Raw genomic sequence first — 11398 nt, forward strand, 5'->3', positions numbered from 1 at the left:
CTCCGGAGTGATGAATGGATTCAGCCTGCGCCTTGGGCCGCGCGGCGATCCAGCGTGGCGTGCTTGATCTTCTTGGCGAGCGACCACTTGTGGACCTCGGTGGGGCCATCGTAGACCCGGAAGGCGCGGGTTTCACGAAACACCTGCTCGACCACGGAACCCTGCGACAGGCCCGCCCCGCCCATGACCTGCACGCACCGGTCGGCCACCCGGAACAGCGCCTCGGCCACGGATGCCTTGGTGAGGGAGCTTTCGGTGGTGGCCAGGCTGCCGGTATCGAGCTCGCCGGCACACCAGGCAATCAGCAGGGCCGCCTGATGCAGGTCGATCTGGTTATCGACCAGCTTGAAACCCACCCCTTCGTGATCGATGAGCAATTTTCCAAAGGCCTGCCGCTGTACGGCGTAATCGCAGGCGATTTCATGGGCGCGCACCGCCGAACCCAACCAGCGCATGCAATGCGACAGGCGCGCCGGCGAAAGGCGCACCTGAGCATAGCGGAACCCTTCGTGGATCTCGCCCAGCACATTGGCGGACGGTACGCGCAGGTCGCGCAGCGTAACCAGCGCATGACCGCCTGGCATGGAGTTGTCGATCGTGTGCACGACCTTGTCGAGGTGGATCTGGGGATGCGGAAGATCGACCAGGAACATCGTGGCCTGCACGCGGTCTCCGGTACCGGTTCGCGCCATGACGATCCCCACCTCTGCGCCGTGGGCGCCGGTAATGAAAATCTTGCGGCCATTGATGACCCAGTCGTCGCCGTCCTGGACCGCCGTGGTCTGCAGCATGCTGGGGTCTGAACCCGCCCCGCCCTTGTCCCAGGGTTCGGTCATGAAGAACGCAGAGCGTGCGCGCCCGGAGACGAGCTTGTCGAGAAAATGGCGCTTCTGGGCTTCGGTGGCCACCTTGCCCAGCAAATACATGTTGCCTTCATCGGGCGCCATGGTGTTGAGCGCCACCGGACCCAGCGGCGAGAGCCCGGAGCGCTGCAGCACCGCCGCCGTCTCCAGCTGCGTCATGTGCTGCCCATCGGCAAAAATGTGCGGGGTCATCAGCCCTTCGGCACGGGCCTTCTCGCGCAGTTCGAGCACCAAGTCTGCTTCGGGCTCGTGGCCCAGGCAACGCGGGTCGCGCTCATAGGGCACGACCACTTGACGCACAAACGCCTCGACACGCTCGCCTATGTCGCGGCTGCGATCGGAAGGATAAGGAATGAACATCATGAACGGAATCCTTTTGTACCGGAGGGATGACGATTGCAAAACACCCTATTTTGCCAGACCCAGTGCTTTCATGGTTTCGCCCATGCTGGCATCGCTCTTGGCCATGAATTCGGCGAAGTCCTTGCCACCGGCCCATTCGATGCCATAGCCCTGCTTGTTCATGAAGTCGCGGTATTCTTCGCTGTGATTGATTTTGTCGAGCACCTCGATGTATTTGGCCGTGATGTCATCGGGCAGCCCCTTGGGCGCGACGATGCCACGCCAGGCGCCCATCGTCCAGTCTGACCCGGTGAGGGCTTTCAGGGTGGGCACGTCGGGATACAGCGCGGCCGGGTTTTCGGCCATGACGGCCAGGGGCTTGGCCTTGCCGGAGTCGATCATGGAGCGCGCCTCGGGCAGCGAGACCGGCGCCACCTGCACGCCGCCGGCGACCAGTTCGAGCATGGCCGGCGCCGCACCATTGGACGGCACCCAGCGGATCAGGTTGGGTTGCAGGCCCATGCTGTTGAGCATGCCGGCCAGTGCGATCTGCCAGATCCCGCCTTCACCCGTGCCCGAGGCCTTGAGTTTGCCCGGTTCGGCCTTCGCGGCCTCGATGAGGTCTTCGAATTTCTTGTAGGGCGACTGGGTGCTGACGGTCACCCCCGATGGGTCGTAGTTCATGAGCGCCAGGGGGGTGTAGTCGTTGGGCGAGAGCTCGGTCAGGCCCATGTGATGCTGCATCGAGATCTCGACGGAGATCAGGCCGATGGTATAGCCGTCTGGCTTGCCCGACGCCATGGCCTGGTTGCCCACCACGCCGTTGCCGCCGGGCCGGTTGACTACGTTGACCGGAGTGCCGAGCTCTTTTTCCATCAGTGTACCGATGATGCGCGCGGTGGCGTCGGTACCCCCACCCGGCGACCAGGACAGGTACAGCGTGATGGGCCGATCGGGCCATGCCGCACTGGCCGAGGCCGAGATCATGGCCAGCGCAGTGGCTGCCGCCAGCTTGCCAAGAACGAATCGATTCATATGTCTGCTCCGTTGTTTATTAGACGATGTCATCGCGTTGCCGGCCGGCTCTTCAGGCGGCAACTGTATCAGCATAGCAACAAACGATGACGCTGGAAACAATATCGGTCAGACCAAAACCCATTTTTATATAAATGGCCGACCAGCTGCCCGGGCGCCTCTTTTGCCGCTTTGGCCCGGGCGGCATTGAACGGCTCAGGACGTCGCCCGCCCGCCGGATAGATCGAACACGGCGCCGGTGCTGAAACTGCACGAATCCGAGCATAGCCAGGCGACCAGTTCGGCCACCTCTTCGGGCTCGCCCAGCCGCCCCAGGGGGCTTTTGCCCACCATGGTGCGCACGTGTTCGGGCGTCATTTGCTCGAGCAGCTCGGTGCGAATGGCGGCCGGCGCCACGGCGTTGACCAATACCCCCGTACCGGCCAACTCTTTGCCCAGGGCCTTGGTCAGCGCAAGAATGCCCGCTTTCGAGGCACTGTAGGCCGAGGAATTGGGCGTGCCTTCCTTGCCGGCGATCGAAGCCATGTTGACGATGCGCCCGGCCCGGGCTTTGCGCATGTGCGGCACCACGGCATGGCAGACATGGAACATGCCCACCAGGTTCACCGACAGGATGCGCGCCCAGATCGCCGGATCGTAGTCGGCCAGCGGTACGGTCGGCCCCGCAAAACCCGCATTGTTGACGAGCAGATCGATCCGCCCGAAGCGGGCAAGCACCGCATCCGTCGCCGCCTGCACGGCGGCGAGATCGGCCACGTCGACCTGATAGGCCCGGCCATCCTGGGGGTCCGGGGCGATGTCCCAATTGCACGTAGTGGCGCCGGCCGCCTGCAGATAACGGCGTATCTCGGCGCCAATGCCCTTGCTGGCCCCGGTGACCACGGCCACCAGGCCGGAAAAATCATAATGCGCGTGTCTCGGAGCCGTGTCGGCAACTGGGCGTGTCATACGAGATCCATATCGAGAAATTAAACAGCGAAGATGTTAAAAAAGAGGGTTGTTCAGGGACAATTGTGTTCCCAGCCATTACACCACGAGGAGCCTCTTCCAGTGAATGCGATCGATCTATACCGCTGGATGCTGACCAGCCGCCTGTTGGAATCCGCCCTGGGCAGAAAAAACCCGCGCTGGTTTTCCACCGAAGGCGAAGAAGCCGCCATCGTCGGCAGCTTTGCAGAACTGCGTACCGGCGACATCGCAGTGCCCCACTACCGCGGGCCCTTCGTCGCCTACCTGATGCGCGGAGCGGACATGAAACGTCTGGCCTGCCAGGCCTTCGGCAAGGCCGATGGCTATGGCAAGGGGCGCTCCATGCCGTTCATCGGGCCCGCCCAGCTCGGGTTCATCCCCTGGGTGGCGGGCGATCTGGGCACTTCGCTGGGCATGGCCACGGGGGCGGCCCTGGCCCTGCAGCGGCAGGGCCAGGGGCACGTCTGTGTATGCAGCTTTGGCGATGGCACCTCGAACCGGGGCGATTTTCACGAAAACGTCAATACCGCCGCCCTCTGGAAGCTGCCCATCGTCTACGTCTGCCAGAACAACGGCTGGGCCATCTCGCAGGCGGCCCGCACGTACCTGCCCGCGCCGATCGTGGACCGTGCCCAAGGCTACGGCATTCCCGGGGTGGCGGTCGACGGCAACGACGTCGAGGCGGTTCAGGCCGCCGTCAGGCAAGCCATGGAACGGGCCCGGGAAGGGGCCGGCCCCACGCTAATCGAAGCGCGTACCTGGCGCAAGCATGGCCATTGGGCCAACGACAAGACTCCCTACCGCACTGCGATCGACCAGCCGGATCACCCGACGGATCCGCTCGAGCTCATGCACGAGCGGCTGATCGCACGAAAACTCGCGTCCGAGGCAGACCTCGAAGCCCTGTACAAGGACATCGAGGCGACCGTCGACCAGGCCGTCGAACGCGCCCTGGCCGGACCCGACGCCGGGCTGGCCGAGCTGGGCGCCGACGAAGTCTTTGCCACGGCGGCCAACGCCTGACGCCCCCCATTCATCACCGAGATCACTATGAATCAGGTCAAGACATCCCCTGCCGCGCAAGACGCGGCAGCGGCACGCCAGCCGCGCCTCACCTTTGCGCAGGCGGTACTGGAAGCCATCCGCACAGAAATGCAGGCGGATCCATCCATTTTCTACCTGGGGCAGGACGTGGGCGCGTTCGGCGGGGTCATGCAGGGCACCCAGGGCCTGCTCGACGAATTCGGGCCGCAACGCATTCTCGAGACCCCGATCAGCGAGTCATCGATGACCGGGCTCGGGCTGGGCGCGTCGCTGCTGGGCTGCAAGCCCATCGTCGAGCTCAGTTTCGGCGAGTTCCTGCCTGCCGCCATGAACCAGCTCATCAATCAGGCGCCCAATCTACACTATCTAAGCGCCGGCGCCGTCACGCCCAGCGCGGTCATCCGTACCCGCATGGGAGACGGCCCCTACGGCGGCCATCCACAAGACTATTCCGTCTGGTTCTGTCACGTGCCGGGCATCAAGGTGGTCATGCCGGCGACCCCGTCCGATGCCTACGGGCTCATGCGGGCAGCCATCCAGGACCCGGCCCCGGTGCTGTTCATCGAATCCATGTCCCTGTCCCACGGGCGGCGGGAAGTCGTCGACCTGGATGCCCCCGCCCTGCCCATCGGGCCCGCCGAGGTGGCTCGACGTGGTCATGATCTCACCCTGGTTGCGTACGGCTCGCAGCTGCCCCATGCCTTGCGCGCGGCAGAGCGCGCAGCCGAACAGGGCATCGAGGTCGAGGTCGTCAACTTGCGCTCGCTTCTGCCCTGGGACGAGGACACGGTGATCGAATCGGTGCGCAAGACCGGCCGCCTGCTGACCGTGCACGAGGCCTGGAAGGCCTTTGGCCATGGCGCCGAGGTCATCGCACGGGTACTCGAAGTCCTGGGTGCCGAAAACCGGCCGGTGCAGATTGCCCGCGTGGGCGCCAAGCCGATCCCCATCCCGACCGGGCCCGTGCGCAAACTGGTGCTGCCCAGCCTGGACGAAATCCTGGCGGCCATCCACCACTGTGCCAACCTGGGCGCCCGCACAGCCTGACACCCGGAGCCCGACATGGACAAGGTTTTCAATCACTGCCCGGTCGCCCGCGAGTACAAGCTGGGCGGCATGCAAAAATTCGTGGCCGAGCGGCTGGTGGCCAGCCAGCACGACACGGCCAGCGTCACAGCCATGGCCGAGATCCCCGCGCAACCGCTGCTGGCCGCCCAGCAACGCAGCCGGGCACAGGGCCTGGCCAGCAGCCTGACGCATCACATGATCCATCTGGTGGCGCGCTGCCTGGCGCAGTACCCCCGGCTCAATGGCGTGCTGCACGAGGGCATGGTCTACGAATACGCGCAAGTCAACGTAGCCCTGGCCATTGCCATGCCCAACGGCGACCTGCAAACAGTGGTCATCCGCGAAGCCGACCATAAAAGCCTCGCGGATATCGTCCGGGAAACCGACGCCCTGGTCGCCGCCGCACGCGCCGGCAAGACCACGCTCGAGCACGTGCGCGGCGGCACTTTCACGATCAGCAATTACGGCAGCCTGCAGTACACGACCTGGGCCACCCCCATCATCGCACCGGGGCAATCCGGCGTCCTGGGCATGGGGCGCACCCGCCCGGCGCTGGTGGCCGACGACAGCGAACAAGGCTGGCACGTCGCGCCTATCCTGCCCGTTTCCTTCACCTACGACCATCGCATCATCAATGGCGTGCCCGCGGGCCAGTTCCTCGAAGACCTGGCCCAGCGCATCCAACAACTCGACACGGAGAACCCTCAATGAGCAGCCCCCTGACCATCAGCGTCCCTGAACTGGCCAACGATTTCCAATCCGGCACCCTGGTGGCCTGGCGCAAGGCCGTAGGCGATACGGTACAGCCGGGCGACGTCGTGGCCGAGATCATGACCGACAAGGTCAACATGGAAATCGAATCGCCCCATGCGGGCACCGTGAAAACCCTGCTGGTCGAAGTCGACGACGCGGTGGACGTCGGCCAGGACATCATGACCCTCGAGTAAGAAAGCCCCGGCCCCCTGATCCGACTGGCCGCCATCGGCTGCGGCCAGCCACGGCGTCCCTCCACGGCATCCCTATTTATGCACCGCAACCGGGCGCCGCTTTGTGATGCACCGCCAGCCATATCGTGGGCCCATCCGGGGCCGTGCGCTCGACACGATGCCGGCATGCCCGCGGCAGCCAGCAATGATCCCCGGGCGCCAGCGTACGCGGCGCGGCCTCGCCTTCGAGGCGCAGAACCGCCTCGCCGCGCAGCACCAGTACCCACTCGTCCCAATCCTGGTCATACCAGAATCCCGGCGGGCTGGCCTGGCCATGCGACACGATGCGCTCGATGCGCAGGCCCGGCACGCAGAGCAGGTCCTGAAAAGACTCCGACGCCGTATCGGCGGGCCAGTCGGCAAAAAAATTGACAGGCATATCCATGGAAACCCTGACTCAAGGATGAATGGTTCCAAAGTAAGATAGGTCGACCCTATGGTACCTAACCTAAGGCTTTGGCATCCATAATGTACAAAGGTTTCAGCAGGTTTGCCTTCTCTTCAGGAAAACGCGGTTCGCGTGCCCTGCGGTTCATCGTCCCGCTCATCTTGCTAGTCGCCTTCTGGCAGGCCGTGGTCACCCTTTTTCAAGTCAGTCCCAGGGTCTTCCCCGACGTTCCCATGGTGGCCAAGGCCGGCTGGCAGGCCTGGTCCGATGGCTCGCTGCTGGCCCACACGGCCGCCAGCCTCTGGCGTATTGCCGTGGGCGCCACCCTGGCCCTGGTCACGGCCATCCCGCTGGGCATTCTCATGGGCATCAACAAGGGGGTGTCCAGTTTCCTGACCCCCCTGCTGCGGTTCTTTTCGGCCCTGGCCGGCATCGCCTGGATCCCCATCGCCACCTTATGGTTCGGCTACGGCTTCGGCGCCATCACCTTCATCATTTTCAATGCGGTGTTCTTCATCGTCGTCTACAACACCTTGTTGGGCGTATCGACCATCCCCATGCAGCTGCGCCATGCAGCGGCGTCCCTCGGGGCCAGCCGTACACAGATGCTGTTCCAGGTCCTACTGCCCGGCGCCCTGGCCAACATCGTGATGGGCATCCGTACCGGCATGGGCTTTGCCTGGCGCGGCCTGATCGCGGCTGAAATCATCGCCACCAACCTGGGGCTCGGCTACATGCTTTTTCTGGCGCGCGACTTCTATCGGACAGAAGTCATCGTCTTCACCATGATCATCATCGGCCTGATCTGGCTGGCGCTCGACAGCCTGCTTCTGGCCCCCCTGGAGCGGGCCACAGTCGAACGCTGGGGGATGGTGCAAAAATCATGAACTGGCTGCAATCCCTATCAGACCGGTATGCCCATTGGGCAACGCGTCATCCATTCCTGGCTACGCTGGCGCCCTTTGCCCTGCTCGTTTTCCTTTGGCAGCTGGTCGTCTGGGCCGACATGTTTCCGCGCGTGTTCCTGCCTGGGCCCGCCGATGTCGTCGCGCGCGCGGGCGAACTGGTCTACAAGGGCATCCTCACCGGCTACCTGTCCGACAGTCTGGTGCGTCTGGCCGTTGGCGCAACCGCCGGGGTCGCCGTCGCCATTCCACTGGGGGTGCTGATCGGGCTGAACCGCACGGCGCACTGGCTGTGCTGGCCGGTCCTGCTGTTCTTCCAGGCGATCGGTGACATCGCGTGGCTGCCCATCCTGCTCGTCTGGTTCGGTTTCGGGCTCAAGACGATCACGTTCGTGCTGGTCTATACCGTGCTGTTTCCCGTCGCCATGAACACCGTCCTGGGCGTGCGCTCGGTTCCAGAGCAGTTACTGCGCGCCGCGCGCAGCCTGGGCGCATCGCGCAGTCGCGTGCTGTTCGAGGTCATTCTGCCGGGTGCCCTGCCCAACATCATGACCGGCATCCGAAACGGGCTGGCATTCGGCTGGCGCGCCCTGATCGCCGCCGAGATCATCGTCGGCACCAGCGGCATCGGCTTTCTCATGTTCGATTCGCGCCGCGCCGGGTCGGTCGAGGCCATTCTGGTCGGGCTGGTGGTGCTGGGGGTTCTCTGGTATATCGTCGATGGCTGGATACTGGCGCCCATCGAACGGCTCACAGGCCAACGCTGGGGCCTGGTAACACAAGAATGACTCAGGCTGGCATGAAAAATCTCATTCTCGAATCCTTGTCCAAGACCTATTCCGATGCCTATCGCGGCGAGGATTTCGTGGCGGTGAGCGACGTCTCCCTGGAAGTCCAGGCAGGCGATTTCGTCTCGGTCGTGGGCCCTTCCGGCTGTGGGAAATCCACCATCCTCAACATGATCGCCGGCTTTCTCCAGCCTACCCGCGGCCGGGTGCTCGTCGGGGGCCAGGAAGTCAAGGGGCCGGGGCCGGACCGCGGCGTCGTGTTCCAGTCACACGCCCTGTTTCCCTGGAAAACGGTCGCCGACAACGTCACGTTCGGGCCCAAGATGCGCGGCGTACGGCGGGGCGAACGCCAGAAGATCGCCGACGAATACCTGGCCCTGGCCGGCCTGTCGCACGCCGCCGCCCTGTACCCCAACGAACTCTCGGGGGGCATGCAGCAGCGTGTGGGTGTCGTGCGGGCACTGGCCAACAACCCCGACGTCCTGCTGATGGACGAGCCTTTCGCCAGCGTGGACGCGCAGACGCGCATGACGCTCCAGGAAGAACTCACGCGTATCTGGGAAGAGCGCCGTACCACGGTGATCTTCATCACGCACGACGTCTCCGAGGCCGTCTTTCTGGCCAATCGCGTGGTCGTGCTGTCCAAGGGCCGGATCATGGACGAGGTCCTGGTCGATATCGGCCGGCCCCGCTCGTGGGACCTGCTCAACGAAGATGAAAACTTCAAGGCCCTGGTGAACCAGGTGCTTCAACTGGTGCGGACGGCCTGACATGATCCGCGCCCTGCTTCACTCGACCCGTGGCAGAATCGTCCTGTTGGCGATCCTGGCCATGTTGTTGTGGCAGGTGTGGCTCAGCATGGCATCCATCTGGAAAGTCGGCGACCAGTTTGCACTCGATGCGCGGCGCGTCGACGTCCTGGTCACGCTGCGCTTTCCCCCAGAGCGCTTCCATATTCAGAAATTTCAAGAGTTCGGGCGTGTGTCCGGCGCAGCCGGCACGACCGTTCAGGTGCGAGGCGTGCCCCCAGACCGGCTGACACAACTCGCACGCCCCTTTTGGGTGGCCAAAGTGGAACCCATCAAACAAGGAGACAAACCATGAAACTCAAGCATATCGGCAGCCTGGCCGTGGCCATCGCCATGGCCATTCCCATCGCTGCCAACGCTCAGGATGATCTCGTCAAGATGCGCGCCGGCATGGTCTCGGGCATCGACCAGATTGCCCTGCCTATTGCCCAGGAAAAAGGCTTCTTTGAAAAGCACGGCCTGGATGTCACCATTGCCGAACCATTCGCCACCGGTGTCGACCTGCTCAACGCCCTGCAGAGCGGCGTGGTGGAAACTGCGCAGGTCGGCGTTCCCATGATCGGCGCCGTGGTCCGCGGCATGGATCTCGTCGCCTTTGGCAACTACAGCGGCAGCGCGGCCCAGTTGGGCTCGGACACGACCCTGGCCGTCGTGGCCCGCGAAGGCTCGGGCATCGATCCCAAAGACCTGACCACGATCAAGGGCAAAAAGATCGCCACCTCGTTTGGTTCGATCAACCACCTGCACATACTGGCGCTGATCGAGGCGGCCGGCCTGGACATCAAAGACGTGGATCTGGTCAGCACCCCGCCACCCGACATGACCGTGGCCCTGCTGACCAAAGGCATCGATGCGTTCGACACCTGGGATCCCTGGCCTATCATTGCCCTGAAAGACGTCCCGGGCGCCTACCAGGTCGTACGGGGCGGCAATTTCATTTCATACCTGGGCTTTAACGTCGCCATGCGGGACTGGCTCGAGAACAACGGCGAGACGGCCGAGAAATTCCTGGCGGCGCTTTCCGAAGCCGACCAGTGGATGCGCGCAAATCCAGAAGAAGCGGCGCAGGTCGCCACCCGCTGGGTCCCGGGCCTGGATCCGGCCGTGGCCCAGGAGGCCATGAAATACAACGTCCAGCAAACAGACCGGCGGCTCTCGGCCAACAACTACAAGGCTCTGGACGATGCCGTGGCCACCCTGCACCGGCTCAAGTTCGTGGAAAGCGACTTCGACGTGAACAAGCACATGGATTCCACGCATATCGTCAAGGTCATGAACCAACAGCCCGGGCTGTTTTCCGATCTTCCGAAGATCTCTGACGATGCCCTGATCGGCGACGGTTTCGTGTACATCCGCAAGGCCGATTGAAACCCCTCCCCTCGCCTCAGCCATGAAACGCCCCTTCGGGGGCGTTTCTATTGGGCGATGCCACCACTCATGACCATCAGGCCGCCATAGGGCAGGCAACTGGGAAGCCATTGCTCCACATAAGGGGCAGCCGGATGCGCCGATGGCCAGAAGATAGCGTGACGCAGACGTAAATCCCGCACATTCAGGCCATCGAACCCCGCGGCAAATTCATCGGGTGACAGCCACACGGCGCCACGATACGACTCGCTGCCCCCCTCACGGCCTTTCTCGCGCCAGAGCAAGCTATGCCGGTTGAGCATGCCGATGGCGAAACGCCCGCGCGTCACCCGCACCATCTGGGCCACCGCCCGACGCCAGTGGGTCGTGAAACAAAGAGCCGCAATCGACCAGACGTAGTCGAAGCTGGCACCGGGAAACGGCAGATCGAGCGCATCGGCCTGTACATAGAGCGCGCGGGGATCCCGGCTACGCGCATAATCCAGCGCATCGGCGCTGAGGTCCGCGCCGGTCACGTGCAGACCCGCACGCAATGCCAGCTGACGGGTAAACCAGCCAGTACCGCAACCCACATCCAACAAGCGGCCTTCTTCGGGAAAACCGAGTTCCCGAAGCATAAGGCGGTATTCAGCCTGACCGATCCAGCGCCCTTTCGGGCTGTCATACCAGGCATCGTACGCGGCCGGATTCCAGGCAAACGACATAAGTGACATCCTTCAGCACAAGATCGTGCCATGGACGCACGCAAACCTCGCGCAAAAGAACAAGGGCCTACAGAGAAAGCGCTGTAAGACCTTGATAATGCTGGTCGGGACGGCGGGATTCGAACTCGC

Annotated in this window: 14 protein-coding genes; 9 read left to right on the forward strand and 5 right to left on the reverse strand. The window is 63.7% G+C overall.

Annotated elements, in window-relative coordinates:
- Positions 1–20: 20 nt before the first annotated feature.
- The 3 genes from WCZ84_RS05750 to WCZ84_RS05760 form a co-directional block, all read right to left on the reverse strand.
- A complete protein-coding gene (locus WCZ84_RS05750) occupies positions 21–1223 on the reverse strand; it encodes an acyl-CoA dehydrogenase family protein (RefSeq protein ID WP_372685319.1) in 1203 nt (400 codons plus the stop codon).
- A 48-nt stretch (positions 1224–1271) separates the two neighbouring features.
- Complete coding sequence (locus tag WCZ84_RS05755) at positions 1272–2240, reverse strand: tripartite tricarboxylate transporter substrate binding protein (protein WP_372685304.1); 969 nt, start codon at positions 2238–2240, stop codon at positions 1272–1274.
- A 195-nt stretch (positions 2241–2435) separates the two neighbouring features.
- On the reverse strand, positions 2436–3188 hold the full coding sequence (locus WCZ84_RS05760) for an SDR family NAD(P)-dependent oxidoreductase (RefSeq protein WP_372685305.1): 753 nt from the start codon (positions 3186–3188) through the stop codon (positions 2436–2438).
- Between the two features lie 102 nt (positions 3189–3290).
- On the opposite strand from WCZ84_RS05760, the gene WCZ84_RS05765 reads away from it, so the two are divergent.
- From WCZ84_RS05765 to WCZ84_RS05780, 4 genes are read left to right on the forward strand one after another with little or no spacing between them, the layout of a single operon-like run.
- Positions 3291–4232, forward strand: coding sequence for a thiamine pyrophosphate-dependent dehydrogenase E1 component subunit alpha (locus tag WCZ84_RS05765; RefSeq protein WP_372685306.1), 942 nt, complete (start codon positions 3291–3293; stop codon positions 4230–4232).
- 27 nt (positions 4233–4259) lie between these two features.
- On the forward strand, positions 4260–5300 hold the full coding sequence (locus tag WCZ84_RS05770) for an alpha-ketoacid dehydrogenase subunit beta (protein WP_372685307.1): 1041 nt from the start codon (positions 4260–4262) through the stop codon (positions 5298–5300).
- A 15-nt stretch (positions 5301–5315) separates the two neighbouring features.
- Complete coding sequence (locus WCZ84_RS05775) at positions 5316–6032, forward strand: 2-oxo acid dehydrogenase subunit E2 (protein ID WP_372685308.1); 717 nt, start codon at positions 5316–5318, stop codon at positions 6030–6032.
- Entirely contained in the window at positions 6029–6268 is a 240-nt protein-coding gene (locus tag WCZ84_RS05780; RefSeq protein WP_372685309.1) for a biotin/lipoyl-containing protein, read from the forward strand. The genes WCZ84_RS05775 and WCZ84_RS05780 overlap by 4 nt, the downstream gene beginning before the upstream one ends.
- Positions 6269–6344: 76 nt before the next feature.
- Here WCZ84_RS05780 and WCZ84_RS05785 read toward each other — a convergent pair whose 3' ends face one another.
- Positions 6345–6686, reverse strand: coding sequence for a cupin domain-containing protein (locus WCZ84_RS05785; RefSeq protein ID WP_372685310.1), 342 nt, complete (start codon positions 6684–6686; stop codon positions 6345–6347).
- A gap of 89 nt (positions 6687–6775) precedes the next feature.
- Here WCZ84_RS05785 and WCZ84_RS05790 point away from each other — a divergent pair, with 89 nt between their 5' ends.
- Genes WCZ84_RS05790 through WCZ84_RS05810 form a run of 5 tightly spaced genes read left to right on the forward strand, consistent with a single transcriptional unit; the run spans position 6776 to position 10565 of the window.
- Positions 6776–7582 carry an ABC transporter permease gene (locus tag WCZ84_RS05790; protein ID WP_372685311.1) on the forward strand — a complete coding sequence of 269 codons (807 nt, stop codon included), beginning with the start codon at positions 6776–6778 and terminating at the stop codon, positions 7580–7582.
- Entirely contained in the window at positions 7579–8388 is an 810-nt protein-coding gene (locus WCZ84_RS05795; protein WP_372685312.1) for an ABC transporter permease, read from the forward strand. Before WCZ84_RS05790 ends, WCZ84_RS05795 begins: the two co-directional genes overlap by 4 nt.
- An 11-nt stretch (positions 8389–8399) precedes the next feature.
- Positions 8400–9158, forward strand: a complete 759-nt coding sequence (locus tag WCZ84_RS05800) for an ABC transporter ATP-binding protein (RefSeq protein WP_372685313.1) — start codon at positions 8400–8402, stop codon at positions 9156–9158.
- Position 9159: 1 nt separating this feature from the next.
- Positions 9160–9492 carry a hypothetical protein gene (locus tag WCZ84_RS05805; protein WP_372685314.1) on the forward strand — a complete coding sequence of 111 codons (333 nt, stop codon included), beginning with the start codon at positions 9160–9162 and terminating at the stop codon, positions 9490–9492.
- Entirely contained in the window at positions 9489–10565 is a 1077-nt protein-coding gene (locus WCZ84_RS05810) for an ABC transporter substrate-binding protein (RefSeq protein ID WP_372685315.1), read from the forward strand. Before WCZ84_RS05805 ends, WCZ84_RS05810 begins: the two co-directional genes overlap by 4 nt.
- A gap of 47 nt (positions 10566–10612) precedes the next feature.
- Here WCZ84_RS05810 and WCZ84_RS05815 read toward each other — a convergent pair whose 3' ends face one another.
- Complete coding sequence (locus WCZ84_RS05815; protein WP_372685316.1) at positions 10613–11269, reverse strand: class I SAM-dependent methyltransferase; 657 nt, start codon at positions 11267–11269, stop codon at positions 10613–10615.
- Between the last annotated feature and the right edge of the window lie 129 nt (positions 11270–11398).

Source organism: Castellaniella sp., assembly GCF_041675725.1.
In the GTDB taxonomy this organism is placed as follows: Bacteria; Pseudomonadota; Gammaproteobacteria; order Burkholderiales; family Burkholderiaceae_B; genus Castellaniella.